Here is a 26,858-nt window from a genome sequence, read left to right on the forward strand (position 1 = left end):
CATGAGCGAGAAAAATCCCCTGCCGTTCGCCAAGACCCAATCCAAAGCGATGTTGCTGTGGGTGCTGGCAGTGCTGATCGGCCTGCCGCTGGTCCTGCCCTCGGCGACCCTGGCCAGCGAGATCCTGATCTTTGCCATGGCCGCCCTGGCCTGCAACCTGTTGCTCGGCTACACCGGGCTGTTGTCGTTCGGCCAAGGCATCTTCTTCGGGGCCGGTGCGTACTGCGCGGCGCTGCTGATGATCCACCTGCAACTGGGTCTGTTCAGCGCACTGCTCGGCGCTGCCGTGGCCGGCGGCTTTCTGGCGCTGCTGGTGGGTGCCCTGGCGATCCGCCGCACCGGTATCTACTTCGTCATGCTGACGCTCGCGTTCAGCCAGATGGCGTATTTCGTCGCCTACACCCTGAGCGACTGGACCGGCGGCGACAACGGCCTGCTCAGCGTGCCGCGCCCGGAGATCCGCATCGGCGACAGCGTGTTGCTGTCGTTGGCCGACGCCCGCGCGTTCTACGGTTTTGTCGCGGTGCTGTTCCTGCTGATCTTTATCGGCGCACGCCGCGTCATCGCCTCGCCGTTCGGCAGCACGCTGATGGCGATCCGCGAAAACGAAACCCGTGCCTCGGCCATCGGCTATGACACGCGCCACTTCAAGATCCTGGTGTTCGTGCTGTCCGGCGCGGTCACCGGGATTGCCGGGGCGCTGTACGCCATGTTGCTGCACTTTGTGCCGCTGTCGAATATCGACCTGGCGATGTCCGAGAACATCCTGATCATGACCATCGTCGGCGGCACCGGCTCGCTGTTCGGTTCGTTGCTGGGCGCCGGTTCCATCGTGCTGCTGGGGGATTTCCTCTCCGACCTGTGGCCGCGCTGGCTGATGCTGCTGGGGGTGATCCTGATCCTGGTGGTGATCTTCATGCGCGGTGGTTTGTGGGGCGGCCTGGCGTCGCTGTTCGAGAAAGTGCGCGGCCGCCGCAAGGCCGTCGTCGTCGCCAAGGAGCAAGGGCTATGAGCATCCTGTTGGAAACCAACAACCTGGAGCTGGCCTATGGCGCGTTCCATGCGGTCAACGGCGTCAACCTGAAGGTCGCGGCCGGCACCATCCACACCATCATCGGCCCCAACGGCGCGGGCAAGACCAGCCTGTTCCACTGCCTGACCGGCGAACGCCAGGCCACCGCCGGTGCGATCCATTTCGACGGCCAGCCACTGATGCGCAAACCGGCCCACGCCCGCGTCGGCCTCGGTATGGCGCGTTCGTTCCAGCTCACCAGCCTGTTCCAGAACCTCAGCGTGCGCGAAAACCTGCGCCTGGCCGCCCAAGGTCGCGACGGTGCGCGTGCCTTGAATTTCTGGCGTCGGGTCGAGAGCAAGCGCGAACACCTGGAGATGGCCGACCAGGTGCTCGAACGCCTGCAACTCACGGCCCGCGCCGCGACCCTGGCCGGCGAGTTGTCCCATGGCCAGCAACGGGTGCTGGAGGTGGGCATGTCGATCTGTTCCAAGCCGAAACTGTTGATGCTCGACGAGCCCACCTCGGGCATGGGCATCGATGACATCCCGATCATGACTCAACTGATCAGCGACCTGGGCCGCGACCACACGGTGCTGCTGATCGAACACAACATGAGCATCGTCATGTCCATCAGCCAGCGCATCACGGTGATGAGCCACGGCCAGATCCTGGTGGAAGGCACGCCGGAGTTCGTGCGCGCCGATGAACGTGTGCGAACGGCTTATCTTGGGGAGGCTGCCTGATGCTGATCGTCGAGAATATCCATTCCTACTATGACAAGAGCCACGTGCTCGAAGGCGTATCGCTGACCGTCAACCCCGGCGAACTGGTGACCCTGCTCGGCCGCAACGGCGCCGGCAAGACCACCACGCTGCGCAGCATCCTCGGCATCATCTGCCCGCGCCAGGGCCAGATCCACTTCAACGGCCAAGCGCTGGTGGGCCAGAAGATCTTTGAAATCGCACGCCAGGGGTTGGCGTTGGTGCCGGAGAACCGCGGGATCTTCCGCCTGCTCACCGTCGAGGAAAACCTGCGCATCGCCGCGCGCAAGAGCAGCCGCTGGCAACTCGAAGACGTCTACGGCATGTTCCCGCGCCTCAAGGAGCGACGCAAAAACGCCGGCCACGCGCTCTCCGGCGGTGAGCAACAGATGCTCGCCATCGCCCGCGCCCTGCTCAACGATCCCAAGCTGCTGATCCTCGACGAACCCACCGAAGGCCTGGCCCCGGTGATCGTCGACGAGTTGGTGAAGATCCTGCGCAAGGTCAAGGACGACGGCCTGCCGGTGCTGCTGGTGGAACAGAACCTGATGGTCTGCGACAAGCTCGCCGACCGCCATTACGTGCTCGAACAGGGCCGCGTGGTGTACGAGGGCAGCGCGCAAGCCTTCCGCGCCGACCCGACGATCAAGAACCGCTACCTGGCCCTGAGTGCCTGACCGGAGTTCGAAGATGAATAGCTTTGCACAACCGCTCCAGAGCAACGCCCCGCTGATCAACCGCGACCGTCTGTGGCAATCGCTGATGGACCTGGCCCGACTCGGCGCCACCGTCAAAGGCGGCGTGTGCCGCCTGGCCCTCACCGACCTCGACCGCCAGGCCCGCGACCTGTTCGTGCAGTGGTGCGAGGCGGCCGGGTGCAGCGTCAGCATCGACGCCATCGGCAATATTTTTGCCCGGCGCCCAGGGCGCAATCCCGCCCTGCCGCCGGTGATGACCGGCAGCCACATCGACACCCAGCCCACCGGCGGCAAGTTCGACGGTTGCTTCGGGGTGATGGCCGGCCTGGAAGTGATCCGCACCCTCAGTGATTTGAAGATCGAAACCGAAGCGCCGATCGAGGTGGTGGTATGGACCAATGAAGAAGGCTCGCGCTTCCCGCCGTGCATGATGGGGTCCGGGGTGTTCGCCGGGAAGTTCGACTTGCAGGACACCTTGGACAAGCAGGACGACCAGGGCCTGTCGGTGGGCGCCGAATTGCGGCGCATCGGTTACGCCGGTTCGCGTGCGGTGCTCGGCCATCCGGTCGGTGCGTATTTCGAGGCGCATATCGAACAAGGCCCGGTGCTGGAAGACCGCGCCACCACCATCGGCGTGGTGATGGGCTGCCTGGGCCAGAAGTGGTTCGACCTGACCCTCACCGGCGTCGAAGCCCACGCCGGCCCGACGCCGATGCACCTGCGCAAGGACGCCCTGGTCGGCGCCGCCGAGGTGGTCAGCGCGGTCAACCGCATCGCACATCAACAGCAACCCCACGCCTGCGGCACGGTCGGCTGCCTGAGCCTGCGCCCCGGCTCGCGCAATGTGATTCCGGGCCAGGTCCAGATGACCATCGACCTGCGCCATCTGCATGCCGACAAGCTGCAGGCCATGGTCGATGAAGTGCGCGGCGTGATCGAAGCCAGCGCCGCACGCCACGGCCTGACGTTCGAGTTGACCGCTACCGCCGACTTCCCGCCGCTGGACTTCCACCCGGCCTGCGTCAACGCCGTGCGCGACGCCGCCGACGCCTTGGGCCTGAGCCATATGGACATCGTCAGCGGCGCCGGGCACGACGCGATTTTCGTCGCCGAACTGGGCCCGGCCGGGATGATTTTTGTGCCATGCGAAGGCGGCATCAGCCACAACGAAATCGAGAACGCCGCACCGGATGATCTGGCGGCAGGTTGCGCGGTGTTGCTGCGCGCCATGGTCAATGCGGCACAGGGGGATCAGGCATGAGTGAGATCGGCCAACTGACGGCGGTGCAACTGCTGCAGCATTTTCGTGACAAGAGCTTGTCGCCGGTGGAAGTCACCGAAGACGCGCTGTTGCGCATCGAGCGCTATAACCCGCTGGTCAATGCCTATTGCCATGTCGATGCCGAGGGCGCACTCAACGCCGCACGCGCCTCGCAAGCGCGCTGGTTGAAAGGCGCACCCTGCGGTGCGCTGGATGGCGTACCGGCGTCGATCAAGGACCTCACGCTGACCCTCGGCATGCCCACGCGCAAGGGCTCGCGCACCTCTTCGGCCGAGGGCCCGTGGGACGTGGACGCGCCCTTCCCGGCGTTTATGCGCAAGGCCGGTGCGGTGCTGCTGGGCAAGACCACCACCCCGGAATTCGGCTGGAAAGGCGTCACCGACAACCCGCTGTACGGCATCACCCGCAACCCATGGGACACGCGCATGACCACCGGCGGTTCCTCCGGCGGCGCGGGCGCGGCGGCTGCGCTGAACCTGGGGGTGTTGCACCAAGGCAGCGATGCCGGCGGCTCGATCCGCATTCCCTGTGCGTTTACCGGCACCTTCGGGATCAAGCCGACCTTCGGCTATGTGCCGCAATGGCCGGCCAGTTCGATGACGATCCTGTCGCACCTGGGGCCGATGACCCGCACCGTGGAAGACAGCGTCTTGATGCTGCAAACCGTCGCACAACCGGATGCGCGAGACGGCTTGATCGGCGCGCCAAGGACCACGCCCTGGTTGTCGGAGACCGTGGATTTGAAGGGCCTGCGCATTGCCTACAGCCCCACCTTCGGCTACGTCGATGTCGACCCGCAGGTGGCCAAAGTGGTCGCCCGGGCTGTGGCGGGCCTGGTGCAGTTGGGCGCCCATGTCGAACAGATCGACCCGGGTTTCAGCGACCCGCAGGAGGTGTTCAACACCTTGTGGGCGGCCGGCGCGGCCCGCCTGACCGGCCCGATGAGCGAGGCGCAAAAACAGCTGCTCGACCCCGGCCTGCTGCGTATCGCGCAACGCGGTGAGGGCCTGAGCCTGGACGATTTCAGCGCGGCCCTGGAAGCACGGGCAGCCCTGGTGGCGCGGATGGCGGCATTCCATGAACACTACGATGTGCTGGTGTCGCCGATGATGCCGATCACCGCGTTCGAGGTCGGGCACAACGTGCCGCCAGGCTCCGGGATGCACGAATGGATGGAGTGGACACCGTTCACCTACCCCTTCAACCTGACCCAGCAACCGGCAGCGTCGGTGCCGTGCGGGTTGGCGGCGAATGGCTTGCCGGTGGGGTTGCACGTGGTGGCGGCGCGGTTTGCCGATGAGACGGTGTTGCGGGTTTGCCAGGCATATGCAAAGGCATTCCCTACCGCCCCCCTGCCAGCCCCGATCACCGGAACAGCGTAGATCCAACCCAACGCTGGGAGGGGGCTTGCTCCTGATTGCAGTGTGTCAGTTGACTGATCGGGTTCTGGCACACCCCCATCGGGAGCAAGCCCCCTCCCACAGTTTTTGAGCGCATTCCACTACAATAGGCCCCCAATCATCCCCGGGGGCTTCATGGACATCGAACTGGCACGCACTTTCCTCGAAATCACCCGCTGCGGCAGCCTGGCCGCGGCGGCCGAGAAACTGCACGTCACCCAGACCGCCATCACCGCACGCGTGAAGAACCTCGAAAGCCAACTGGACAGCACGCTGTTTGTGCGCAACCGCGCCGGTGCGCGGCTGACCGCCGACGGCGAGGCCTTTGTGGTGTACGCCAACCAGTTGCTGCAAACCTGGGAAGCCGCGCGCCGCGACCTGCCATTGCCCGAGGGCTATCGCAATGTGCTGCATATCGGCGGTGAGGTCAGCCTGTGCAACCCGTTGATGCTCGGCTGGGCCCAGGCCTTGCGCGAACATATCCCAGGCTATGCACTGCGCACGGAAATCCGTGAGGGCGAATACCTGCTGCGCCAATTGGAACTGGGTGTGCTCGACGCCGCGCTGGTGTTCCAGCCGCAGTACTGGCCGGGTTTGCAGGTGGAGCAGGTGCTGGAAGAAAAGCTGATCCTGGTGCAACTGGTGAGCAAGCCGGGCCCGTATGTGTATATCGACTGGGGCCCGGGGTTTCGCCAGCAGCATGACGCCGCGCTGCCCGACAAGGCCCGCGCTGCGCTGAGTTTCAACCTCGGACCCTTGGCGCTGCAGTACATTCTGGAGAACGGCGGTGCCGGGTATTTCCGTACCCGAGTGGTGCAAAGCTACCTCGACAGCGGCGTGATGCAACGCGCGCCCAAGGCGCCGGAGTTCAGCTTCCCGACGTTCCTGGTGTACTCACGGGCGCGGGATTCGGCCGTGTTGCAGCAGGCGCTGGAGTTGCTGCGCGGTGTGGTCAAGGCGGAAAGCGACTGGTCGCAACGCTGGGACCCGCTGATTTGAATGTTCACGCCTGAGCCCGTCCTAGCGCGGGTTCGCCTATTGGACCAAAACTCGCACATTCTCCACCGCCCGAGAGCATGGCACGCGTGCCGTTGAAACTGGCGCTGACGCCATAATGCAAAAAGGGCATACAGGCGCTCGGCCTGTATGCCCTGGGTACTACCGGTTTACTGCATCAGCTCTTGGTGCTGCTGAGCAGCGTCTGTTTGCACAAGTGGCCAAAACTGACGTACTCGACATTGTCACCACCGACACCGATGCCCGGATACTCCAGTACCTCCATGCGCCACACGCCGTAGTTAAAGTCGCTGCGCCAGGTGTTTTTGTAGCCCTGGGCATAATCGACAAAGGTGGTCTGGAAATCACCGGAGCACGTGCCCACGTTGATCGTGCCGCCGGCTTGACCCGAGCTGTCGGTGGCTGCCGAGTAGGCCTTGTAGACGATATTGCCGGTGTCCGGGTTGATATGCTGATCGAGATACACAATCGGATGCAGCCCTACCAGCGGCGCACCGGTGCTGTCCGACAGGCCCATGGTCCAAGTCAGATCGCGATAGGCTTGGGTGGTCATGTAGCCATAGCCCACATTGGAAGCGGAGGACGGGATGCGCAACACATTCGCCTCGCCTTTCACATCAGGGCTGTTCACCCGCGGGCTGGAACCCAGCGACAGGTTGTATTTGCCCGTCGCGCTCCACGGTTCGTTCGGGTGCTGGTTCGGACGCACGCGCACTTTGACCACCCCTCCGACGCCAGGGCTCGGGATCGAGGTCGATAGCACATTCGCGCCCACGGTGACCCACTGCGCGCCATCGAAACGCTCCAGTATCCATTTGCCTCGCGCGCTGCCGCTGGCAGCGTCGGCAGTCAATGCGATCCCCACGCTCTGGCCACGTACTGCGGTGAAGTCGAAGTAATCAACGTCATCGAGACTGTCGGCATTGCCACTGATGTAGTTCAGCGTGTCAGGCAGTTTGAAGGCGGTGTCCGGCGTGTCATTGGGTTCGAAGGCGTCGAGGTTGGTATCGACCGCCACACCGAACTGAAAGCCCGACCCCTGGACCGCCGCGTTGGCTTCCATGAACCAGTAGTAATCACCGGCCGGCACCACGCCGCCAAGGCTCTCATCAGCGGTGCCCGGGTTATTGGAGGTGCCCAAGGGCAGCGGATTGCCCTGGCCGTCGTCCTGGAACAAGGTCAACGACATGTCGGTGCCCGCCGTCTGGCTGACCAGCAGAGCGTTGATCCGGGCCTTCTTCGGCAGGTTGAAGTGGTAGCACAGCAAATCGCCGGTTTGCACGCCGGTGATCGTATAGAGCGCGTTGACATCCAGCGTGGTTTCACAACCCTGAACCAGCGCCGCCTGCACTGCAGCAGCCTGTTTGGCAGTGGCTTTCTGTACTTGGGTGACGGGGGCCGGCGCGGTGTTGTCTTCCACCACCGAATCGGCCTCGGCCTTCGCGACGAATACCGCTTTCTTCGACTGAGCGTCTGCCCGCAGTTGCTGTTTCAGCGCCGTGGGAGCCTTGTTGGCGGCGATTTTTGCACCGGATTTCAACGCCTGTTTGACGTTGGGTTGAAGCGCTTGCGCAGCCAGGTGAGGGTATTGCTCGGCCAGGGCGAAGGCCGAAACGAAGCAGGAGGCCGCCATGGCTGCACCCAGCATAAGGTTTTTTTTCGATTTCATTTTTTATCCATCCATAGTTAAAAACTGAAGGTCAGGTGACATCCGGTCACCTGGGATGGACTGTAGGATATTGCTGTATATATGTACAGTATTTTTTGAAAGGAATGCAGTGCCTTTCAGATGATGACGTTGCACCACCTGCGCCAAACCGACCAAACCACCGTTGCGATGGCCCAAATGAACGCAAGGTAATAGGGCCACAACACCCAACGTTTGAGCGCTAAAGGAATAGACGCCAGTTCGGCTTCGGTCACAAGACCGGCTTTCACATGGCGTTTAGAGTCTGCAAGGTATTCAAAAATCAGCATCATGCGATATTGTCTGTCGATCCACTGGTTTCGTCGCCAAAAACGCTTATTGTTGCGAACTTCTTCGTTTTCACTGAAGTAACTTTCCAACTCGTCGAGTTTTGTATATTCGGCAAATAGCATAAGTCCCAAGATGACAAACATTCCAAAAAACCAAACAATGGTATAGGCGAGAAAAAAATCCATGGTTAAGCCCCCTCTGGCTGGAATATCAAATCACCAATGAAGTTGGCGTCGAAATATAGGCAATCGAATACTGTCCGGACACAAGCCCTAGGGGGCTCAATCATATTTAGGAAGTTGCCTACACAGAAGAAGATCAGTGCCTACAGAAAGTGCTAATATCTGGTCATCTCCAGAGCCCCTTAAACCTCACCGACCCTTCCAGTACGGAATAATCAGGTTCACCCAGGTGGCGGTGAAGACAGGTGAGCTACCATCGGTACCAAATGCCCCAAACGACTGATGCGATCAGCCAAATAAAAGAAAGACGATACGGCCAAAGTGCCCAACGCTTGAGGGATATCGGGATTGAAGCCAGCTCTGCCTCAGTCACATCGCCCCTCTTTACATGCAGTTTGGGCATTCCTAACAATTGATTGATCAGGAGCATGCGCTGAAACCTGTCGATCCGCATATTTCTTCCCCAAAAACGTTTGTTATCGCAAACCAGCTTGTTTTCACTGAAGTAGCTTTCCAACACTTCGAGCTTTTTGCACTCTGCGTATAACATAAGTCCCACGCCAACCAGAGCGCCTATAAACAGTAAAATACTAAAGACGAGAAAAAGATCCATAGTCAGGCCCCCTCTGGTTGAAAGATAAAAACACCATCGTTCTCTATGATCTTTCCGCCGAGAAACCCCACCTTCAAACTGCACCGGCCCTTGCCAGTACGGAATATCCAGGCCTTCGAGTTGACAGCTTCAGTTATGGACAGCGGCGTTGTGCAGGGTTTGGGTTGACCTTCGCGGTCGTTCCAGGTGCCGGTGAAGTAACCCGTACTGTCCTTTTTCCTTACGCGAAACAGCATCAACTGCTCAGGTGTAGGAAAACGAGCGACCACTAGAGCCAAGTGCACCAATAGCCCCAGCTAATAGCCAAAATCATCGCAAGGCGATATGGCCACACGGCCCAACGCTTAAGTGATAACGGAACGCAGGCCAACTCTTCCTCAGTCACAAGACCTTCTTTCACGTAGCGTTTTGGCATTAGCAGGATATCAATCATCAGGCCCATGCGATGAAATCCGCCGAACCGTGGGCTTGGCCCCCAGAGTTGCTTACGTTTACGAACCTCTGCGTTTTCACTGAAGTAACTTTCCAGCTCGTCGAGTTTTGTACGTTTGGCAAAAAGCATCAGTCCCAGGACGACGAACGTCCCAATGGACATTACAAGGGTGTAAGCAGGAAAAAACGACATCGTTAAACTCCCTCCCTCGTTCAAATTGGAATGTTGCACCACCTGCGCCAAACCGACCAAACGACCGTTGCGATAGCCCAAATGAACGCAAGGTAATAGGGCCACAACACCCAACGTTTGAGCGCTAAAGGAATAGACGCGAGTTCGGCTTCGGTCACAAGACCGGCTTTCACATGGCGTTTAGAGTCTGCAAGGTATTCAAAAATCAGCATCATGCGATATTGTCTGTCGATCCACTGGTTTCGTCGCCAAAAACGCTTATTGTTGCGAACTTCTTCGTTTTCACTGAAGTAACTTTCCAACTCATCTAGTTTTGTATATTCGGCAAATAGCAACAGTCCCAAGACGACAGACATCCCAACAAACAACACAATGGAATAGACGAGAAAAAAATCCATGGTTAAGCCCCCTCCGGCTGGAATATCAAATCACCATCGATCTCTAGGATCTTTCCACCCAGAAACGCACCCTCATCGCCAAATTCACTACTTCCGACATACCCTCCAGCAGCGCCTCCAATAATTTCGCACGCCAATGCACCGCGTCCTTTCAAAGCAATACCCAGAAACATGTTGCATGTACGACGAGCTGCTTTCGCCCCGACTGTTCCAAGAACAGCTCCCCCCTTAACCCCACCCGCCAACCTCCCCATCTCCACATACTTCGCCCGCCGACACTGCGCCTCCCGCCCCACCATACACGCCTCCTTGATCTCCAAACCCGCTGCGCCCACATCCAGCGCCAGCCCAACATAAGTGCCCTTGCCCAACCACTTCGACGTCTGCGAAATCGCCTTCAAGCGCTGTGCATACCCGGCGATCTCGCCCTTATTCAGATAGCTTTTGGTTGAAATCCCCAGCACCTTCTTCAGCGATTGATTGCCACGCAATCCCGTGCCAAATCGTGCGGCACCACGCAGTTGCGTGCCCAGCAGCGCCAGCAGCACTTGGCGCTGGCGGATAAACGCCTGGCGATCCAACCCGCCGGCTTTCAGGCGTTGATGCAGACGCTCGATTTCCTCCAATGTGTTCACGACTTCATCCAGGTGCCGCGACCACGCCGATGTCGCACTGCCGACACCTATCGAGCCATACGTCAGAAGGCTCTGCAGCAGGTCGTAGTTATCGATCATCGTCTGTGCAGCCGCAGCGTCCAGCTCCAGGTTGCGATCAATTTCCTCGGCATAACGCACCCACCAGGATTCGTTCCAGGAGCAACTGACGCTCTCTGTGTCTGGAACAATCACCATCCGCCCCGGCGTCACCCACCCGCGGCGCAGGTGATGATTCAACACATCAAAATGGTCAGAGTGCTGGCGGCTCATGCCGTGGCCCATCAGCCAGGTTTTCAAACTGCTGTAGCTGATTGGCTTGTCGTTGATGTATCCCCGCGCCATGCCTTACATCCTTGATGCGATGAAGTTGGCGTCGAAATATAAGCAAGCAAACACCGCCCCGGCACAAGTCCGAGGGGGCTAAATCACATTTGGGAAGTTGCCTACGCAGAAGACGATAAGCACCTACAGAAAAGTGCTAATACCCGGTCATCTCCAGATACCCAACCCCGCCTTCAAACTGCACCGGTCCTTCCCAGTACGGAATATTCAGGTTCATCCAGGCCTTCGGGTTGACGGCATCGGTGGTGATATCCAGCTGCTTGCCGGGAATTTTCAGCGACCAGCGTGTGGGGATACTTCGCCCGTCGATGTCAGTGCTGGCCAGTGGCGTAAGTTGGATATCGGCGTTGTGCAGGGTTTGGGTATGGCCCTCGCGGTCGATCCAGGTGCCGGTGAGATAACCCGTGCCGTCCTTTTGCCTTACGCGAAACAGCATCAACTGCTCGCCACGGTCCAGGTGCAGGGAAAACCAGTCCCAGCCGGTCTGGCCGGCGGCCAGGGGTTGGCTGCTCCACTCGCGGTCGAGCCAGGCCGGGCCCGTGACCTGGTAGACCTTGCCGTCGAGGCTGACGCTGCCGTTGGCGGTGAAAAACGGCTGGCTGTAGTAGTACGAGGCCTGGCCTTGGTCGGACTTGCGGCTGTAGCCGTTGTCACCTTGCAGCACCAACGGGCGACTGGACGTCAGTTGCAAGTCGTAGGCGAATTGCGGACCGCTGGCCTTGAGCTGCATGTCCGCCAAAGGGCCGGCGGCGCCTGGGCGGGTGGCGAAGCTCCAGTCATCGATCCACGCGCTGAACGGCGCGGCCTGGGCCCCGGCCTGGCCGACGCCGCCACGGGCGTAGCGCTCGGCGGCGTAGTGCCGGGTGGCCGAGGTGACGGCGGCGTGGCCGAGCCAGATCGTTGAGTCGTGCCAGCCCGGTTGCGTCGGCCCGGCCTTGAGGGCATTGCGAAACAAGGTCCATTGCACGCCGAACACATGGCCCTGGGCGTCTTGCAGGTTGGCGGTGACGTACCACCACTCGATGCGAAAACCGGCGTGAGGGCCGTGGTCCTCGGGAAAAGCGAAGACCTTGCCGGGCACCACCTGGGCAAAATCCGCCGCATCACTGCCCAGGCCGGCGAAACTTTCCTCGGGGGCGGGGGCTTTGTCACAGCCGCTCACCAGCACCAGAGCGAGGCACAGCAGCGCCTTAATCTTCATGGGCAAACGTCCTCAACAAATCCGCCGGGCGACTGCGGTACAACTGCCACAGCGGCCACGCCGACGCCAGCAACGTGGCCAGCAACGCCAGCCCCAGCAGTTGCGCCAGCTGCCAGGGAAAAATATGCAACGGCAGGCGCCAGCCAAACGCCTGCACATTGATCACCGCATCCAGGCACCACGCCAACAGCAACCCCAAGGGCAACGCCAGCAGCAGCGTCAGCACCGCGAGCAGCCAGGTCTGCCCCAGGTTGAGCAGCATCAATTGCCGGCGCGTCACGCCCAATGCCCACAGCGGGGCGAGTTGGCCGAGGCGGCTTTGGCTCTGGGTCAGCAGGCTGATGAACAGCGCCACGCCCGCCACGCCCAGCGTCAGGCTGTTCAAGGCGGCGGTGGCGGCAAAGGTGCGTTCGAACACTTGGCTCGACCAGCCCTTGAGGGTCTGTTGGTCAACGATACGGCTGTCGTCCAGGGTGAACTCGCGCTGCACCTCATGCACCAGCGGCACCACGTTTTGCGGCAGTACGCGCAGGTTGAAGCGCGCCGGCGACAGCGTCGGCCAATGCGCCAACAGGTGCTGCGCATTGACCAGCACGTGGCCCTTGGGGTTGCCATAGTCGGCGTAGATCCCCACCACCTGGGGCGACCACACACCGTCGGGCGTGGGGATGTTGACGGCGTCGCCCACTTGCACATTCAAGCGCCGCGCCAGTTGCTCGCTGAGCATCAGCGTGTCACTGCGCAGCAACTGGTCCCACGGCGCGCTCACGGCTTCGAGCAACGGCCAATGCTGGCGATAGGTCGGCGCGTCGACCACGCCAAACACATCCGCCGGCCAGCCCTGTAATTGCACGGCGACCTGCCAGGTGGGCAGCACCGCCTGCACCAGCGGTTGTTGCGTGAGCCAGGTATTCAACCGGTCGGCCTGGGCCGGGGTGCTTGGGTTGAGGTACAGCTCGGCGGTGAGGCGTTGTTCCAGCCAATTGCTGAAGGTCAGGCGAAAACCCGAGGTCATGGACCCCGCACCGATGTTGGCCGCCAGCGCCAACAGCAACGCCATCAGCGCCAGGCTCAAGGCCGGCAACTGTTGGCGGCAGTCGGCGAGAAACCACTGCCCGAGCACCGAGCGGCTGCGTCCCAGCAGCGCTTTCAACAGCGCATTGAGCAGCACCGGCAGCCCCAACGCGGCACCGAGCAGCAAGGCCGCCATCAGCACAAATCCGGCAGCCAGACTGTTGCCCCACCATAGCGCCAACAGTGCGATCAGCAGCGCCGCACTCGCCACCCGGCCCTGACGCCGCAACCAGCGCCCATGGGCCTCATGCCAGGCCTGGGGGTTGGCCAGCGCCAGCAACGGCAAGCGCGCCGCGCGCCACACACTGCCGGTCCCGGCGAGCAACGCCCCGAGCAGGCTCAGGCCCAACCCGGCGAGCCACCACCACGGGCTGAGGCTCAACTGCCCTGGCACTTCAGCGCCGTACAGGCCGCGCAGGCTGGCGGCCACATCCGGCAGCAAGACACTGGCGAGCACATAGCCGCTGGCGACACCGAGCACACCGCCAAGCAGGGCCAGGGCGCCCAGTTCCATGCCCAGGCCGAGGAGCAACATCCGCCCGCTGACCCCGCAAGCACGCAAGGTGCGCAGCAGCCCGCGCCGCTGTTCCAGGGCCAGGCCGATGGCGGCATGGACGATAAACAGCCCGACCACAAAGGATAAAAAACCCAGCGCATCCAGGTTCAGGTGAAAGCTTTCGGTGAGGCGCGCGAGGTTATTGTCCTGCGCCTGTTTGAGTTGCAGTCCGGCCGGCGGCGTGGGATGGGTGGCGGCGAACGATGTGTCGAGCAACAACCGCGACAGGCGCCCCGGCATGTCCAACAACGGTTGGGCAAAACCGATGTCGGTCAGCAACAGGCCGGGGGCCATGTCCGCTTGAACCTGCAACGGCGGCAAGGCTTGCCCGCTGGCCGTCAGCGGCCGTTCACCGGCCTGCAACCCCAGCGCCTGCAAGGTGTGTGGGGCGATCCAGGTGCGCCCCGGCGGGTCGAAGAACGCGACCATTTGCGCCTGGCTCAAGCGCTGCCCCGCCACCGCGCCGCTGCCGGGCAGCGACACCGGATCGATGCCCATCAATTGCAGGCGCCGGTCCTCATGCCCCTTGAGCTGCACCCGCCCTTGCACCACCGGCGACACCGGCCAGCCGGCGCGGCGCAACTGGGCAAACAGCGCCTGGGGGAAGCTGGCACCGTCGGGCATGCTGAGGCTGGCCTGGGGTTCGCCGCCGATCAACTGACTGGCTCGGGCGTAGCTGTCCCGCGCCTGGCTGTTGAGCGCTTGCACCCCGGTCAGCAGCGCGGTGGCCAGCCACAGCCCGGTCAGCACACTGAAAAACTGCACGGGGTGGCGCCGCCAGTGGCTGAGCAACGCGCGTAAAGTCCAATAGAGCACCGCCATCTCAGCCGACGTCCGCAGGCAGGACGTGGCCGCGGTGCAACACCACCTGCCGGTCGAGCCGTGCGGCAATGCGCGGGCTGTGAGTGACCATCAACAAGCTGGTGGGGGTGTCGCGCAACAGGTCCAGCAGCAGTTGCAGCACTTCATCGCTGGTGGCCTCATCCAGATTGCCCGTCGGTTCGTCCGCCAGCAGCAAGCCGGGTCGAGACGCCAGCGCCCGCCCCACCGCCACCCGTTGCTGCTGGCCGCCGGAGAGTTGTTCCGGGTAGCGCTTGAGCAGATCCCCCAGGCCCAGACGCTCGACCAACTGCGCTTGCCAGTGCGGATCAAAGCGCCCCGCCAGGCGCGCCTGGAACGCCAGGTTGTCGTCGACGCGCAAGCTGCCGATCAGGTTGAACTGCTGGAACACCAGGCCGATCTCAGTGCGCCGCCAATCGGCCAACTGCCGCTCGCTCATCTGATCCAGACGCTGCTCACCCACGCGGATACTGCCGCCGTCGACACGATCCAAGCCGGCCACCAGGTGCAGCAGCGTGCTTTTCCCGCTGCCGGACTCGCCCATCAGCGCCAGGCTGCCACCCTCCGCCAAGTGCAGATCAACCCCGGCCAATACCGTCAGCGGGCCCTGCGCAGTGACGTAGCATTTATGGACACCTTGCACCTGCAACATGGGAACGCTCGCTCGCCAATGGACTGCAATCGAGGATAACGGCTGACCGCCCTCGCCACGCAAATTTTTCACATACATTTCACCGGTTACCTACCGAGCACCGAATAAAGTGCCGAACAAGCGCCAATAACGCTCAACTTATTAGTTGTCGGCACACATAACTTTTAACGCTCCAGTTTTCAGCAAAAAGACAGCAACTGTATGACAGGCTCTTGCTCCACTACGGGCCCAGTCAAACGGTTGTGCCTGACTAATAAAAAGCTGCCTGACATCCCACGGTGAATAGTGTGGTTAACCTGACCCTGACCAAACCGCGTTCGTATCAAGCTCGGGCAAAACGCCTGAAAAAACTCTGGCTGGGCACGGCAGCGCTCGCCCTGTGCGGCACATTGCTGGCAGGTTTGCTGGCCTGGCCTGTATCGCCACCGGACCTGAGTACGGCCAATCGCCTGCTGACGTCAGGCCTGCTGGCCAATTGGCGCGACGGCAATCTGGTGGTGCTGGTCCGCCATGAAGAACGCTGCGACCGTTCCTCCAATCCTTGCTTCGGCCCCGCCGATGGCCTGACGATCAAAGGCACCCAACAGGCCGTCGAAATCGGCAAAGCCTTCAAAATACTGGGCATGGAGGGTACAGACGTGTTCAGCAGCCCGACCACCCGCACTGCCCAGACCTCGCTGTTCATGTTTGGCAAGACCGAACTGTCGCCAAGCCAGCTATCGATCTGCGGCGATGCCATGGGTGAGGAAATCCTCAGCCACAAGCAACCCGGGCACAACTTTATGCTGATTACCCACAGCGCCTGCATCAGCGACATCGAACGGGACCTCGGCTATCCTCACGCCAAATCCACCGAATACGGCAGCGCGTTATTCGTCAAGGTGCTGGGCAACGGCAAGCTCAAGGCCGTGGGCATTATAAACAGCGAAGACTGGCCAGAGGCGCTCAAGCAACTTTAGACACTTTTACCTACACAAGAGGCAGATGTTCAGCCAAACGACAGCCAACTTCTGGCATGTTTAACTGCGCCTGTTAGTTAAGGACGTCATGAATACTTTCAGCCCATTAGTGAACACTGTGACATTTTATCGCACTATTTCCTTACATCCTTTTCCTACACTTAAACGTCAAGGAGCGACGTTCGCATGACCCGATTCAAACCCCTTCCCTTACTGCTACTGGCCTTCGTCGCGTTTTATCTCCTGCCCCTGGGCCTGCACGGTCTATGGATACCCGATGAAACCCGCTACGCCCAGATCAGCCAGGAAATGCTCATGAGCGGCAATTGGACCGCACCGCATTTCATGGGCGTGCGTTATTTTGAAAAACCCGCCGCCGGCTACTGGCTGATCGCCCTCGGTCAGGCGGTGTTCGGCCAGAACCTGTTCGGTGTGCGGATCGCCTCGGCGTTGACCAGCGGCCTGAGCGTGCTGCTGGCCTACCTGATCGCCCGCCGCCTGTGGAACGACCCGCGCAAAAGCTTCGCCTGCGCCCTGCTCTACTTGAGCTTCGGCCTGGTGGCGGGGCAAGCCGGCTACTCCAATCTTGATCCGCAGTTCACCTTCTGGGTCAACCTCAGCCTGGTGGCGCTGTGGTTTGCCCTCGACAGCCGTACCCCGCGAGCCCGACTCGGCGCTTGGGCCGTGCTGGGGCTGGCCTGCGCGATGGGCTTCATGACCAAGGGCTTCCTCGCGTGGCTGCTGCCGGTGCTGATCGCGGTGCCTTATATGCTCTGGCAGCGGCGCCTGGGTGAGTTGCTGCGGTACGGCCCGCTGGCGATCGTCGTGGCAGTCCTGGTGTGCCTGCCGTGGGTGTGGGCGATCCATGTGCAGGAGCCTGACTACTGGAATTTCTTCTTCTGGCACGAGCACATCCGCCGTTTTGCTTCGGGCACTGCACAACATGCGCGGCCGTGGTGGTTCTTCCTGCCGATCATGGTCGTCGCGTGCCTGCCCTGGGCGGGGTTGCTACCAACCACACTGCACAAGACCTGGAAAGAAAAGCGCCAACCGGCGACGGCCTTTCTCGCCCTGTGGATGCTGCTGCCGCTGGGCTTCTTCAGCCTGAGCAGCGGCAAGCTGCCGACCTACATCATGCCGTGCCTGTTACCGCTGGCGTTGTTGATGGGGCATGCCTTGATCGATGTGATGCAGCAGGGCAAAACCCGCGCGATCTGCATCAACGGCCTGCTCAACTTCGTGCTCGGCATGGCCGCGATGGTGACGTTGATCTATCTGCAGATCGGCGACCCGCTGTACGGCAACAGCCACGCGGAGATGTTCAGCCTGTCGTTGACCTTCATTGTGCTGCTGGGCTGGGTGCTGACCAACCTGCTGCAAGCCTTTCGCCCGCTGACACTCTGGGCGACGCCGGTCCTGGGCATCGGCTTGCTGGTACTACTCCTGCCAGCGGGTATGCCGGCGCGGATATCGAATAACGAAATGCCCGATCAGTTCGTGCTTGAACACCTGGATGAACTGCAGCAAACCCAAGCACTGCTGAGCAACGAGTTAGGCTCGGCATCGGCGCTGGCGTGGCGCCTGAACCGGTCGGATGTCGCGTTTTATGACACCGAAGGCGAGCTGCAATATGGCCTGCAATACCCAGATACCATACAGCGCAAGGTCGGGCTGGATGACGTCCAGTCGTGGCTGGCCGAAGCCCGCCGCCAAGGCGCGGTCGGGGTGCTGATGCGCGTCAGGAGCACCAGCGAACACCTTGAGGAAGGGCAACTGCCACCCGGCGGCAAGCGCTATCGCAAGGGCGACCTGGTGCTCACTATTTATCCAAAACTCCCCTAGGAACCGTCCATGAGTGTCTGGAAAACCGAACGTGGCGCCCTGCTGCTATTGCTGGGCGTGTCGGCCCTGCTCCTGCTGCTGGGCCTGGGCAGTCGCGACCTGTGGGGGCCCGAAACCCGTTGGGCGAACATCGTCGTGCAGATGCTGCAAAGCGGTGACTACTTCGATCCCTACCTCAAAGGCACGCCGTATTACGATAAGCCTTTGCCCTCCTACTGGCTGATCAGCGGGTTCGCCAACCTGATGGGCGGCCTGGGGCCGTGGTCGCTGCGCCTGTCGTCGGTGATTGCCGCATGGTTGAGCATCTGGCTGGTGTACCTGATCGGCGAGCGCCTGTTTCGCAAAGGCACCGGGCTGATTGCCGGGTGGATGCTCGCCACCACCTTCTACTTCCTGTTCTGGGCGCGCGTGGCCACGGCGGATGTGCTCACGGTGTGCGGTGTGCTGGCGGCGGTGTGGTGGTACTGGCGCGGGCCGGATGACACACGGCTGTGGCGCTACACGGTGTTTTTCCTGCTGTTGGCCGCGACCTCGCTGTTCAAGGGCTTGATCGGTTTTGTGCTGCCGGGCCTGGTGCTGCTGCCGCACCTGCTCAGCGAGCATCGCTACAAACGTCACCTCAACCCGCGCCTGGTGCTGGCCCTGCTGATTGCCGCCGGGTTCTATGCCATCCCCTTCGTGCTGTCGCACCTCTACGGAGCGCCGACCTACGGCGAAAGCGGCCTGGCCCTGGTATTCCGCGAAAACGTCGTGCGTTTCTTCGACCCCTTCGACCATATGGGGCCGATCTACACCTATCTGATCTACCTGCCCGCCTACACCCTGCCCTGGGCACCGTGCTGGTTGCTCGGCCTGTGGCTGGCCGTGCGGCATTGGCGCCAGACCCCGCCCAACGTGCGCTGGCTGGTATGGGGCCTGGGCCTGCTGTTCGTGTTCTTCACCGCCAGCGGCAGCCGCCGCAGTTACTACGTGCTGCCGCTGGTCCCGTTCGCCCAGTTGCTGGGAGCCTGGTGGCTGAGCGAACGGCTGGCGAAAAAAACCGCCAGCTGGCCGCGCTGGCAGAAAGGCTTTGGCATTGCCGCCGCACTGATGCTGCTGGTGCTCGGCGTGGTGTACCCGTGGACCAACGGCAACGGCGGCGTGACGCGTTTCGTCGAGGACGTGCAAGCTCAAGCCGAGAAGACCGCGCCATGGAACCAATGGCAAATGGTGCTGGTGGAAGTCGACAACAAACTGCCGATGTACCTGCAAAACGGCGGTCAGCCGTTCTACTACGTCGCCGAAACCCAGGACTTCCCCCGCCAGGGCGACAGCGCTGCGTTCATGACCTGGCTGGAACACACCAGCGGCCGCCGCTTCGATCCGCAACACACGATTATCATCGCGCAGTACTCCAAGGACGATCCCACGCCCCTGGCCTACCTGGGCGCGGATCATCAGGTGATCACCACCCAGCCTGACAATGGCGAGCGGCTGTTTCACCAGCGTGCGGGGGGGAGTGTGGCGTTTATCCCGATGTCGCGCTGACCTGCCCGCCCCTGGCGCTCGACGACAGCCAAAGCCACACGCTGTTGGCGCCGCAGGGGTTGCCGCTGCGGCGCCGAACATCCCTCACCGGCTCACTGATAGGGAATCAAGCGATCGCGGTCCAGGTCTCGCATCAGGTCGCCGAGCATTTCACTCTCGCTGCGCGGTTCGGTCATGGGGATGTACCAAGTCGTGGCCGTCCAGCCGCCACGCTTGTAGGCATAGGTTTTCAGCAGTTGACCGTCCTTGAACACCGAGCCATGCAATTGCCGCTCGTAGGTGTAGGGCACTGGCACGGTCAGCAGCGTCAGAGCGCCGAGTACTGCGGGGAGCACTCCGGCCCCTTTACCGCCACTCTGGTCGACCAACAGGCTGTAGCCGGTCTTGCTGAAACCACCGTCGAGAAAACTGAAGGCGCCTGTATCACGCAGCAACTGGATGACTTCGCGCTGCTTTTGCTGATCGAACCGGGATTCGGGCGGCGGCATGGTGACGCTCATCGGCACATAGGCGCGCTGGGCTTTGTAGTCCAGGGGTTTGAGGGCGGTGCCGCAGCCGCCGAGCAACAGCACGGCAGCCATTAAGGTGATCCTGATCATTGCGTGTGCTCCACAGGCAGTAGGCCATCACGTTGTACATCCTGGGCAAAGGCGCGGGTGATACGGTTTACGTTCTCTTGCTGCATCCCGCCGCTGCCATCGAGCAGCCAAGTGTATTTGTGGGTCACGTTGCGATAGCTGTATTGCTTCAACAGCTTTCCATTCTGTTGCAGGGAAAACTCGGTGGTGGTGTCGATACTCTGGGACAAGGGCAGCAGAAACAGCGTCGCCGTACTCAGCAGAATTACCGGGAAAGGTGGCAACTCGCGCTGGCTATTGAAGCGGATCAACACCGAATAATCCCCTTCCTTGCCTTGGCCGGTTTCGACACTGCGAAACACTCCGGTTTCGCGTAACTGGTTACGGATTTGCGCGGCATTCAGCGGGTCGTCGACCATGACATGGATCGGCTTGAGGTAGTCCTGACCGTCGGGCAACGCGCGCTCTGGCAGGGTATTGGTGGCCGCACAGCCAGTCAGCAGCGCCAGGACGCCCAGGGTAATAACGCGGTTCATGGACGCATCTCTTGAGGGGTGTTCTGGCCCGCAGCGGTAGACGGCGGCGCGATGATATGCGGGGCGGCGCTGCGATAATCCAGCGGTATCAACTCCAGCGCCGGCAAGCGCGGAACCGATTGTCGCGCGATCGGTTCATCGCGACCTTGCTGGTCGCGCCAACGGAAGGCGCACAGGGACGCCCCCAGGCACAGCGAGCGAAATTCACCGAGGTAATAGGCCTTGCCGGCTTGCAGGCGCATCGGCAGGTTGAACTTCTCCCGAGCCTGGACCGAGGTGTAAGTGGTGCCCAGGGTGGGTGAATAGGTGCTGGAGAAGAACTGGAAATCATAAAACTCATAATCTCCCGGTTTGAGCGGCAGCACGAACACACTGGCGACGCCGGTCTGGTCCTTCACATCCTGAGGCGTTTCCCGCCCGACACCGACCCATATACCCGCGGCCCCGAAGGCGGAGCCACGCTTGCGAAACAACAGGCGCTGGTTGGGTGCGGGAGACGCCTTGAGGTTCTGCGGGCCGATGGAGCCCACAAGATAAGCCACCGGTTCTTCGGGGCCGGGTTGCAGCGGCTGACTGACCAGCGACGCGGGCTGGGTACCGCAGCCCGCCAAGGCTGCAGCCATTAAGAGCAAGGCCAAAGGCCTGGAAAAGCAAAACATGTCGAATCCTGAACGCGGGCAAAAAGGGAGCTGCAGACGCCACAGGAAAGACATGCAATGAGCCATCCTGGCGCTGCGCCTCGCGTCACTGCGAGGGGGGCGAATGGTACGGGACGGATGAGGGTTTGACCACCCGCTCACCCCCCAGGCTTTCCAGCGCAGCCCTACCAACGCCCCGTCGCCAAGCTGTACGGCGAAAACTCCGCAAACCGCCACCTCAACGCCAACGCCGCCGGGCGGCGGACCACCTGTTCCACCGTGACCGTCCACAACCGCTGCGCGCCCTCGAACCGCGCCACCTCGGGGCCGTTGAGGATCAACGAAGTGTGCCCGGCCAGGTGCATCACGTCGCCCGATGCAAAGTCGATGAACAACAACCCCGCCACCGGGTTGGCGTGCAGGTTGCCCAGGGTGTTGAAGAACAGGTTGCCGGCAAAGTCGGGGATGGTCAGCACGTCGCCCTCCACGCGCACGAAGCCGCGGTTGCCGCCGCGATGGGAGACGTCCACCGAGCGTTCGCCGTCGATGTCCACATAGCTGGCGACGAAGAACGTGTCGGCGTTGCGGATCATTACGCGTGCGGCGTCATCCAGGCGGCTGCTGCGCTCGGCCACGCCCCCGGGTTGGCGGGCGATCCCATCGACAGGGCGCAGTTGGATGTATTTGGGGCAATTGCCGAAGGTCTGGACCACATCGACCGCAAACCCCTCGGCATCCAGCGCGCCGACCCGGCCATTCAGGCGATTGCGGCGGCGCGTGTCGAGGTCGATGCCGAGCAAGCCGACGGCGGCCCCTGGCTGCAGGGCGGAGCGCGCCGGGTCGCCGCTGCCGGGCAGGCTGTCGATCTGTAAGGTGTGCGGGTCGGGTGAATGGGCAAACCCCGGCGCGCCTTCGATCATCGTCGCCCAGGGCATGCCGTGCGCGTCCACCACGCCGAGCATCAGGTACGGCAACAGCGGATAGAACCCCCGGTGTTGCTCGGGCAGATGATCGCGGATCACCTTGGCGCCAATCATGTCCATACGCTCGGCGGCGCCGGCGCTGGCTTGCATCTGCCGTTCGCCGGCGTGCCAGGGGGAGTGTTCGATCAGGTTCATGGCGATCACCTCGTGTCAGATAGCCAGATGCTGCGCCCCGCCACGCGGCGAGAGAATACCCACGTTCGGCAATCGAGCATTACGCCAACTGAAATGCCGGATGCTCGCGCAACGCCGCCACGCAGTGATCGACAAAACTGCGCACGCGCATCGGCGCCTGGCGGCCTTCGCGGTAGACCACGTTGACCGGCAACGGCGCCAGCTCGTGGGCGGGCAGGACGCGGCGCAATTGCGCGCTGACCAGGTGCTCGTGAACCGGGTAGCTCAGGCACCGGATGATCCCCGCGCCATGCACAGCCGCATTGATCGCACCTTGCACCGTGGTGCAGCGCAGGCGTGTACGCGCCTTGAGGTGGGTATGGGGGAAATCCCAGTGGACCTGATCGGCGCTGGCGATCAGGCGATGCTGCTCGAGCTCGTGCGGGTGCGCGGGTTCGCCGTGGGCCGCAAGGTAATCGGGGCTGGCGCAGAGGACCTGCCGCACCTGGCCGACTGGCCGCGCGATCAGCGACGAGTTGGGCAGCGCACCGACCAGGATCGCCACGTCCAGCCCCTCTTCGTGCAGGTTCGGGTAATAGTCGTGGTAGCGGGCTGTCAGGTAAACATCGGGATGGCGATCCATATAACCGGCCAGGATCGGCGCCATCACATACCGGCTGAACAGAAACGGCAGGAACACCCGCAGATTGCCCTGGGCCTGCACATGCGAGCCGTTGGCCGAGGCTTCGGCGGCGTCCACGGCCGCCAGCAGGCGGACACAGTCGGCGAGGTACGCACGGCCGGCTTCGGTGAAGCGGACACCCCGCGTACTGCGTTGCAGCAACGCCACCTGCAGACGCGCTTCCAAGCGCGCCAACGCGCGCACCAGCGTCGCGCCGGACACCCGGGCGCTGCGCGCCGCCGCCGCCAGGCTCGGTTGCCCGGCCAGCGCCGCAAACAGCTGCATATCGCGATAGCGCTCCATCAGTTCGGCCGCTGCGACGCTGGGTTCAGGCCACGGTCCTGCGCGAAATGCTGGGTGAGGAAGTCGACGAAGGTCTGCACCTTCGCCGGTACGCGGGCGCCCTTCTGGAACACCACCTGGATCGGCAGCGGCGCGGGCTCGAACGCGTCGAGGACAATCTCCAGTTCACCGGCCGCCACCGCCGCCGCCACTTGATAGGACAGCACCCGGGTCATGCCCCAGCCGATGCGCGCCAGGTTGATCGCGGCGTTGTTCGCCGTGACCACCAGGCGCGGCTCGATGGGCACCGTCAGTTCCTGCTCGCCGTCGACGAATTGCCATGCGCTGATCAATTGGCTGGCCGACGACGTAGCGATTTTGGCCTCACGCAACTGCGTGGGATGTTGCGGCCGCCCGTGCCGGTCGAGATAGCCGGGCGACGCACACACCACCCGCCGCACTTCACCGACCTGGATCGCCTGTTGCCCCGGCTCCTGCAGATGGCCGATACGCACGGCCACGTCGACACCTTCGTCGATCATGTTCACCACGCGATCGACCAGCAAAGCGTTGATGTTCACCAGAGGAAAACGATCGAGGTACGCCCCCAGCAACGGCGCCACATACAGCTCGCCAAACAGCACCGGGGCGGTCACGGTCAGTTGGCCGCAGGGGATGGAATAACTGCCCGCCGCCGCTTCCTCGGCTTCATTCAGCTCGGCGAGGATGCGTCGACAATCTTCCAGGTAGCGCTGGCCGGCTTCGGTCAGGTGCAGGCTGCGAGTGGTGCGCGCCAGCAGTTGGGTGCCGATGCGCTGTTCCATCGCGGCAATCGCCCGGGTCACGCTGGGCGGCGAGGTTTTCAGGCGGCGTGCGGCGGCGGCGAAGCTCTCCTCCTCGGCCACCGCGAGGAACACCTGCATTTCATGAAAGCGGTCCATCGGTGTCCCTCTTGAAGGTTACTGTGATTGCAGGCCCACCGCCGTGCGTGGCATGCCGACAAAACCCGGCAAGGCTTCGATACTGGCCAGCCAGGCGCGTACTTGAGGGTAGTCGGCCAGCGCCACATTGCCTTCCGGCGCGTGAGCCACGTAGGTGTAGAAAGCGATGTCGGCAATGCTCGGCTGCTCACCGACCAGGAAGCGGCTTTGGCCCAACTGCTGCTCTACCAATTGCAACAAGGCGTGGGAGCGGCTGATGGCGGCGACGGTATCGACATCCGCGCCAAACACCACCGCCAGCCGCGCGGTCGCCGGCCCGGCGTGGAGCTGACCGGCGGCGGCCGACAGCCAGCGCTGCACACGCGCCTGCTCCAGCGGGTCGCTCGGCAGCCATTGGCCGTTGCCGTACTTGCTCGCCAGGTACAGCAGAATCGCGTTGGAATCGGCGAGTACGGTGCCGTTGTCATCGATCGCCGGCACCTGGCCGAACGGGTTGATCGTGTCGACGAATTCAGCGGTTTTGTGCGCGCCTTGCTTGAGGTCGACCAGGATGAATTCGCTGGGCAGGCTCAACAGCGACAGCATCAGCTCGACCCGATGGGAATGGCCGGACAGGGGGAAACCATAGAGTTTGATCGCAGGCTGGGACATGAAAGGCTCCAAAGAAGTGGGGGTCTTGACGCCAGGCATGTTCCGCCGTGGCGCCTATCGATGGAATCACCAGGATTTACAATCGAGCATTTCACGCGGTGAAACAATCACCGACGGTCCATCGCCTGGCCGTCAGCGCTCTTGCAGCCGATCGCGCAAAAACCGATGGCTCCTGGAAAACAGGCGCCGGTAGGTGAGCAGCACCGCGCCGACCGTGCCCAACGCCGACGAAGCGGCGATCAGAAACATGATCACGATCTGGTAGCGCACCGCATCCACCGGGCTCTCGCCCGCCAGCACCTGGCCGGTCATCATGCCGGGCAGGCTGACGATGCCGACCACGGCCATCTGGTTCAGCGTCGGGATCATCCCGGCGCGCACCGCCTGGCGGATCGCTTCCTGCGCCGCTTCCCAGCGTGAGCCGCCGAGGGCGAGGATCATCTCGATGGTGTTGCGGCCCGAGGTCAGTTCCTGGGTCATGCGCTCGATGCCCAGGGACACGCCGGTCAGGGTATTGCCGAGGATCATGCCGAGGATCGGGATCGCGTACTGCGGCTCGTACCATGGGTGGATGCGAATCACCGCAAACAAGCCCACCGCCGTGACCAGCCACGAACTACCCCACACCGAGACGATGCTGTCGATCCGTTGCCCACGGTAAGTGCGCCGCCCGCGCCCCGCCGCCGACAGGCCGGCAATCAGGGTCATCGCGCACATCAGCGGCAGCACCACGTACCAATAGGCGAACGCGAACACCCAGCCCAGCAGGTAACCGATCGCCAGCAGTTGCACCACGGTACGCACGGCGGCCCACAGCAACTGGCGCTCCAGGCCCAGGCGCAACGCCAGCGACAGCGCGCCGTTGATCAGGATCAGCGCGGCGGCGATGGCCATGTCCAGCGCGGTCAGGTTCTGGTAGTTCATGCTTGGGTGGCTCCGCTCAGCACACCGGCGCTCATGTGCAGGTGGATGTCACTCATGCGTTGGGCCTGTTCCAAGTCGTGGGACACCCAGACATACGCGCGGGTCGGGTCATCGGCGAACCAGGCATCGATCAGCGCTTCGACATCACGCGAGGACGCGGGGTCGAGGGCGGCGGTGGGTTCATCCAGCAACAGCACCTCGGGGTTGAGCTGCAGGGTGCGGATCAACGCCACCACCTGGGACTCGCCGCCCGACAGGTCACTGGCATTTTTTGCCAGGAAGTCCGGCGACTTGCCGGCATGCTGCAGCAGCGCGGTGACGGTCGCCAGCTCGAAATGACGTTTACGCAGGCTCTTGAGGCTGAACGGGAAACGCAGGTTGTCCAGCACGGTGCCGTCGATCAGCGCCGGGCGTTGGGACAGGTAGCAGATGCGGCTGCGGTACTCGGGAATGTCTGCGTTAGCGATCGGCCGATGATTCCACAGGACCTGCCCCGATGTGGGCGCGTCCAGCAACGCCAGTGCGCGCAGGAACACGCTCTTGCCGGAACCGGACGCGCCGGTGATCGACACGCGGTCGGCGCGGTGCAGGGCGAAGTCAGTGGGCTGGAGCAAGACCGCCTGGCGACGCTCATCCCGGCGCGCCAGGGCGCGGGTTTCGATCAGTGCGCTCATGGACGCGAGGCTCCTCATGTTTCGGTCAGGCGCAATGGTGAAGCAGGCGGGCAGGCTTTTCATAGCAAAAGTTCAAGCGATGGCGACCGGTCCCGTGGCGGGCGCCTTGCAATCACCCCCTGCCCTGCCTATATTTGCCGCCTGGCGCTCTCTACGCCACCTTCCGCGGAAAGGGCTGCGCCCAAGACAGTGAAGCACTCAATCATTTCTACGACTCCCAACCTTAAAGCGGAAAAG

Annotated in this window: 28 protein-coding genes; 9 read left to right on the forward strand and 19 right to left on the reverse strand. The window is 62.4% G+C overall.

The features are described 5' to 3' along the window. Position 1 precedes the first annotated feature (1 nt). The 6 genes from JN756_RS20170 (at position 2) to JN756_RS20195 (ending at position 6,155) form a co-directional block, all read left to right on the forward strand. Complete coding sequence (locus JN756_RS20170) at positions 2 to 1,012, forward strand: branched-chain amino acid ABC transporter permease (protein WP_046382792.1); 1,011 nt, start codon at positions 2 to 4, stop codon at positions 1,010 to 1,012. Beyond that, positions 1,009 to 1,758 carry an ABC transporter ATP-binding protein gene (locus JN756_RS20175; protein ID WP_046382791.1) on the forward strand — a complete coding sequence of 250 codons (750 nt, stop codon included), beginning with the start codon at positions 1,009 to 1,011 and terminating at the stop codon, positions 1,756 to 1,758. Before JN756_RS20170 ends, JN756_RS20175 begins: the two co-directional genes overlap by 4 nt. Next, positions 1,758 to 2,453 carry an ABC transporter ATP-binding protein gene (locus tag JN756_RS20180; RefSeq protein ID WP_017847519.1) on the forward strand — a complete coding sequence of 232 codons (696 nt, stop codon included), beginning with the start codon at positions 1,758 to 1,760 and terminating at the stop codon, positions 2,451 to 2,453. Before JN756_RS20175 ends, JN756_RS20180 begins: the two co-directional genes overlap by 1 nt. A 13-nt stretch (positions 2,454 to 2,466) precedes the next feature. Next, complete coding sequence (locus JN756_RS20185; protein WP_250690791.1) at positions 2,467 to 3,735, forward strand: Zn-dependent hydrolase; 1,269 nt, start codon at positions 2,467 to 2,469, stop codon at positions 3,733 to 3,735. After that, positions 3,732 to 5,138: an amidase gene (locus JN756_RS20190; protein WP_201021213.1), complete on the forward strand. Its 1,407-nt coding sequence runs from the start codon at positions 3,732 to 3,734 to the stop codon at positions 5,136 to 5,138. The genes JN756_RS20185 and JN756_RS20190 overlap by 4 nt, the downstream gene beginning before the upstream one ends. Positions 5,139 to 5,291: 153 nt before the next feature. Next, on the forward strand, positions 5,292 to 6,155 hold the full coding sequence (locus JN756_RS20195; protein ID WP_017847522.1) for a LysR family transcriptional regulator: 864 nt from the start codon (positions 5,292 to 5,294) through the stop codon (positions 6,153 to 6,155). A gap of 175 nt (positions 6,156 to 6,330) precedes the next feature. Here JN756_RS20195 and JN756_RS20200 read toward each other — a convergent pair whose 3' ends face one another. The 10 genes from JN756_RS20200 to JN756_RS20245 form a co-directional block, all read right to left on the reverse strand. Continuing rightward, positions 6,331 to 7,842, reverse strand: a complete 1,512-nt coding sequence (locus JN756_RS20200; protein WP_057005608.1) for a hypothetical protein — start codon at positions 7,840 to 7,842, stop codon at positions 6,331 to 6,333. A 116-nt stretch (positions 7,843 to 7,958) separates the two neighbouring features. After that, positions 7,959 to 8,336, reverse strand: a complete 378-nt coding sequence (locus JN756_RS20205) for a hypothetical protein (protein WP_108525011.1) — start codon at positions 8,334 to 8,336, stop codon at positions 7,959 to 7,961. Positions 8,337 to 8,583: 247 nt separating this feature from the next. Continuing rightward, entirely contained in the window at positions 8,584 to 8,946 is a 363-nt protein-coding gene (locus JN756_RS20210) for a hypothetical protein (RefSeq protein ID WP_108525009.1), read from the reverse strand. Between the two features lie 2 nt (positions 8,947 to 8,948). Then, on the reverse strand, positions 8,949 to 9,182 hold the full coding sequence (locus JN756_RS20215) for a hypothetical protein (protein WP_108525007.1): 234 nt from the start codon (positions 9,180 to 9,182) through the stop codon (positions 8,949 to 8,951). A gap of 32 nt (positions 9,183 to 9,214) precedes the next feature. Next, positions 9,215 to 9,571, reverse strand: a complete 357-nt coding sequence (locus JN756_RS20220; protein WP_108525005.1) for a hypothetical protein — start codon at positions 9,569 to 9,571, stop codon at positions 9,215 to 9,217. 20 nt (positions 9,572 to 9,591) lie between these two features. Next, on the reverse strand, positions 9,592 to 9,969 hold the full coding sequence (locus JN756_RS20225) for a hypothetical protein (RefSeq protein ID WP_104902814.1): 378 nt from the start codon (positions 9,967 to 9,969) through the stop codon (positions 9,592 to 9,594). A gap of 2 nt (positions 9,970 to 9,971) precedes the next feature. Further along, complete coding sequence (locus tag JN756_RS20230; protein ID WP_128192402.1) at positions 9,972 to 10,967, reverse strand: hypothetical protein; 996 nt, start codon at positions 10,965 to 10,967, stop codon at positions 9,972 to 9,974. A 136-nt stretch (positions 10,968 to 11,103) separates the two neighbouring features. Continuing rightward, positions 11,104 to 12,168 (reverse strand): lipocalin-like domain-containing protein, encoded by a 1,065-nt coding sequence (locus JN756_RS20235; protein WP_128192403.1) that lies wholly within the window; start codon positions 12,166 to 12,168, stop codon positions 11,104 to 11,106. Continuing rightward, positions 12,158 to 14,620, reverse strand: coding sequence for an ABC transporter permease (locus JN756_RS20240; protein WP_201021214.1), 2,463 nt, complete (start codon positions 14,618 to 14,620; stop codon positions 12,158 to 12,160). The genes JN756_RS20235 and JN756_RS20240 overlap by 11 nt, the downstream gene beginning before the upstream one ends. 1 nt (position 14,621) lies before the next feature. After that, positions 14,622 to 15,290: an ABC transporter ATP-binding protein gene (locus tag JN756_RS20245; protein WP_057005614.1), complete on the reverse strand. Its 669-nt coding sequence runs from the start codon at positions 15,288 to 15,290 to the stop codon at positions 14,622 to 14,624. Positions 15,291 to 15,568: 278 nt separating this feature from the next. Between JN756_RS20245 and pmrG the strand changes: the two genes are divergently transcribed. The 3 genes from pmrG to JN756_RS20260 all read left to right on the forward strand — a co-directional run bounded on the left by pmrG (position 15,569) and on the right by JN756_RS20260 (position 19,618). After that, positions 15,569 to 16,249, forward strand: coding sequence for a lipopolysaccharide core heptose(II)-phosphate phosphatase PmrG (gene pmrG, locus JN756_RS20250; RefSeq protein WP_057005615.1), 681 nt, complete (start codon positions 15,569 to 15,571; stop codon positions 16,247 to 16,249). Positions 16,250 to 16,435: 186 nt separating this feature from the next. Continuing rightward, entirely contained in the window at positions 16,436 to 18,091 is a 1,656-nt protein-coding gene (gene arnT / locus JN756_RS20255) for a lipid IV(A) 4-amino-4-deoxy-L-arabinosyltransferase (protein WP_201021215.1), read from the forward strand. A gap of 9 nt (positions 18,092 to 18,100) precedes the next feature. Beyond that, a complete protein-coding gene (locus tag JN756_RS20260; protein ID WP_108524995.1) occupies positions 18,101 to 19,618 on the forward strand; it encodes an ArnT family glycosyltransferase in 1,518 nt (505 codons plus the stop codon). Positions 19,619 to 19,710: 92 nt separating this feature from the next. Here JN756_RS20260 and JN756_RS20265 read toward each other — a convergent pair whose 3' ends face one another. The 9 genes from JN756_RS20265 to JN756_RS20305 all read right to left on the reverse strand — a co-directional run bounded on the left by JN756_RS20265 (position 19,711) and on the right by JN756_RS20305 (position 26,621). Further along, on the reverse strand, positions 19,711 to 20,217 hold the full coding sequence (locus JN756_RS20265; protein ID WP_079444284.1) for a hypothetical protein: 507 nt from the start codon (positions 20,215 to 20,217) through the stop codon (positions 19,711 to 19,713). Beyond that, positions 20,214 to 20,732, reverse strand: coding sequence for a hypothetical protein (locus JN756_RS20270; RefSeq protein WP_104902808.1), 519 nt, complete (start codon positions 20,730 to 20,732; stop codon positions 20,214 to 20,216). Before JN756_RS20270 ends, JN756_RS20265 begins: the two co-directional genes overlap by 4 nt. Beyond that, positions 20,729 to 21,355 (reverse strand): hypothetical protein, encoded by a 627-nt coding sequence (locus tag JN756_RS20275; protein WP_227778682.1) that lies wholly within the window; start codon positions 21,353 to 21,355, stop codon positions 20,729 to 20,731. Before JN756_RS20275 ends, JN756_RS20270 begins: the two co-directional genes overlap by 4 nt. Before the next feature lie 200 nt (positions 21,356 to 21,555). After that, positions 21,556 to 22,488 carry a pyridoxamine 5'-phosphate oxidase family protein gene (locus JN756_RS20280; protein WP_057005619.1) on the reverse strand — a complete coding sequence of 311 codons (933 nt, stop codon included), beginning with the start codon at positions 22,486 to 22,488 and terminating at the stop codon, positions 21,556 to 21,558. A gap of 79 nt (positions 22,489 to 22,567) precedes the next feature. Further along, positions 22,568 to 23,452 carry a LysR substrate-binding domain-containing protein gene (locus JN756_RS20285; RefSeq protein ID WP_201021216.1) on the reverse strand — a complete coding sequence of 295 codons (885 nt, stop codon included), beginning with the start codon at positions 23,450 to 23,452 and terminating at the stop codon, positions 22,568 to 22,570. Beyond that, the gene (locus tag JN756_RS20290) at positions 23,452 to 24,372 is read right to left on the reverse strand and encodes a LysR family transcriptional regulator (RefSeq protein ID WP_108524989.1); all 921 of its coding nucleotides are present in this window, start codon (positions 24,370 to 24,372) and stop codon (positions 23,452 to 23,454) included. The genes JN756_RS20285 and JN756_RS20290 overlap by 1 nt, the downstream gene beginning before the upstream one ends. Before the next feature lie 18 nt (positions 24,373 to 24,390). Next, positions 24,391 to 25,023 carry a glutathione S-transferase family protein gene (locus tag JN756_RS20295; RefSeq protein ID WP_201021217.1) on the reverse strand — a complete coding sequence of 211 codons (633 nt, stop codon included), beginning with the start codon at positions 25,021 to 25,023 and terminating at the stop codon, positions 24,391 to 24,393. Positions 25,024 to 25,155: 132 nt separating this feature from the next. Further along, positions 25,156 to 25,947 (reverse strand): ABC transporter permease, encoded by a 792-nt coding sequence (locus JN756_RS20300; protein ID WP_017847549.1) that lies wholly within the window; start codon positions 25,945 to 25,947, stop codon positions 25,156 to 25,158. Further along, positions 25,944 to 26,621: an ABC transporter ATP-binding protein gene (locus JN756_RS20305; protein WP_046490630.1), complete on the reverse strand. Its 678-nt coding sequence runs from the start codon at positions 26,619 to 26,621 to the stop codon at positions 25,944 to 25,946. The genes JN756_RS20300 and JN756_RS20305 overlap by 4 nt, the downstream gene beginning before the upstream one ends. Between the last annotated feature and the right edge of the window lie 237 nt (positions 26,622 to 26,858).

Source organism: Pseudomonas sp. Y39-6 (assembly GCF_023651955.1).
Taxonomy (GTDB): Bacteria; Pseudomonadota; Gammaproteobacteria; order Pseudomonadales; family Pseudomonadaceae; genus Aquipseudomonas; species Aquipseudomonas veronii.

Excerpts from the sequence above, each read along its gene's own strand:
- JN756_RS20170 (WP_046382792.1), top strand. The coding sequence starts at position 2 with ATGAGCGAGAAAAATCCCCTGCCGTTCGCCAAGACCCAATCCAAAGCG.
- JN756_RS20175 (WP_046382791.1), top strand. The coding sequence starts at position 1,009 with ATGAGCATCCTGTTGGAAACCAACAACCTGGAGCTGGCCTATGGCGCG.
- JN756_RS20180 (WP_017847519.1), top strand. The coding sequence starts at position 1,758 with ATGCTGATCGTCGAGAATATCCATTCCTACTATGACAAGAGCCACGTG.
- JN756_RS20185 (WP_250690791.1), top strand. The coding sequence starts at position 2,467 with ATGAATAGCTTTGCACAACCGCTCCAGAGCAACGCCCCGCTGATCAAC.
- JN756_RS20190 (WP_201021213.1), top strand. The coding sequence starts at position 3,732 with ATGAGTGAGATCGGCCAACTGACGGCGGTGCAACTGCTGCAGCATTTT.
- JN756_RS20195 (WP_017847522.1), top strand. The coding sequence starts at position 5,292 with ATGGACATCGAACTGGCACGCACTTTCCTCGAAATCACCCGCTGCGGC.
- JN756_RS20200 (WP_057005608.1), bottom strand. The coding sequence starts at position 7,842 with ATGAAATCGAAAAAAAACCTTATGCTGGGTGCAGCCATGGCGGCCTCC.
- JN756_RS20205 (WP_108525011.1), bottom strand. The coding sequence starts at position 8,336 with ATGGATTTTTTTCTCGCCTATACCATTGTTTGGTTTTTTGGAATGTTT.
- JN756_RS20210 (WP_108525009.1), bottom strand. The coding sequence starts at position 8,946 with ATGGATCTTTTTCTCGTCTTTAGTATTTTACTGTTTATAGGCGCTCTG.
- JN756_RS20215 (WP_108525007.1), bottom strand. The coding sequence starts at position 9,182 with ATGCTGTTTCGCGTAAGGAAAAAGGACAGTACGGGTTACTTCACCGGC.
- JN756_RS20220 (WP_108525005.1), bottom strand. The coding sequence starts at position 9,571 with ATGTCGTTTTTTCCTGCTTACACCCTTGTAATGTCCATTGGGACGTTC.
- JN756_RS20225 (WP_104902814.1), bottom strand. The coding sequence starts at position 9,969 with ATGGATTTTTTTCTCGTCTATTCCATTGTGTTGTTTGTTGGGATGTCT.
- JN756_RS20230 (WP_128192402.1), bottom strand. The coding sequence starts at position 10,967 with ATGGCGCGGGGATACATCAACGACAAGCCAATCAGCTACAGCAGTTTG.
- JN756_RS20235 (WP_128192403.1), bottom strand. The coding sequence starts at position 12,168 with ATGAAGATTAAGGCGCTGCTGTGCCTCGCTCTGGTGCTGGTGAGCGGC.
- JN756_RS20240 (WP_201021214.1), bottom strand. The coding sequence starts at position 14,620 with ATGGCGGTGCTCTATTGGACTTTACGCGCGTTGCTCAGCCACTGGCGG.
- JN756_RS20245 (WP_057005614.1), bottom strand. The coding sequence starts at position 15,290 with ATGTTGCAGGTGCAAGGTGTCCATAAATGCTACGTCACTGCGCAGGGC.
- arnT (WP_201021215.1), top strand. The coding sequence starts at position 16,436 with ATGACCCGATTCAAACCCCTTCCCTTACTGCTACTGGCCTTCGTCGCG.
- JN756_RS20260 (WP_108524995.1), top strand. The coding sequence starts at position 18,101 with ATGAGTGTCTGGAAAACCGAACGTGGCGCCCTGCTGCTATTGCTGGGC.
- JN756_RS20265 (WP_079444284.1), bottom strand. The coding sequence starts at position 20,217 with ATGATCAGGATCACCTTAATGGCTGCCGTGCTGTTGCTCGGCGGCTGC.
- JN756_RS20270 (WP_104902808.1), bottom strand. The coding sequence starts at position 20,732 with ATGAACCGCGTTATTACCCTGGGCGTCCTGGCGCTGCTGACTGGCTGT.
- JN756_RS20275 (WP_227778682.1), bottom strand. The coding sequence starts at position 21,355 with ATGGCTGCAGCCTTGGCGGGCTGCGGTACCCAGCCCGCGTCGCTGGTC.
- JN756_RS20280 (WP_057005619.1), bottom strand. The coding sequence starts at position 22,488 with ATGAACCTGATCGAACACTCCCCCTGGCACGCCGGCGAACGGCAGATG.
- JN756_RS20285 (WP_201021216.1), bottom strand. The coding sequence starts at position 23,452 with ATGGAGCGCTATCGCGATATGCAGCTGTTTGCGGCGCTGGCCGGGCAA.
- JN756_RS20290 (WP_108524989.1), bottom strand. The coding sequence starts at position 24,372 with ATGGACCGCTTTCATGAAATGCAGGTGTTCCTCGCGGTGGCCGAGGAG.
- JN756_RS20295 (WP_201021217.1), bottom strand. The coding sequence starts at position 25,023 with ATGTCCCAGCCTGCGATCAAACTCTATGGTTTCCCCCTGTCCGGCCAT.
- JN756_RS20300 (WP_017847549.1), bottom strand. The coding sequence starts at position 25,947 with ATGAACTACCAGAACCTGACCGCGCTGGACATGGCCATCGCCGCCGCG.
- JN756_RS20305 (WP_046490630.1), bottom strand. The coding sequence starts at position 26,621 with ATGAGCGCACTGATCGAAACCCGCGCCCTGGCGCGCCGGGATGAGCGT.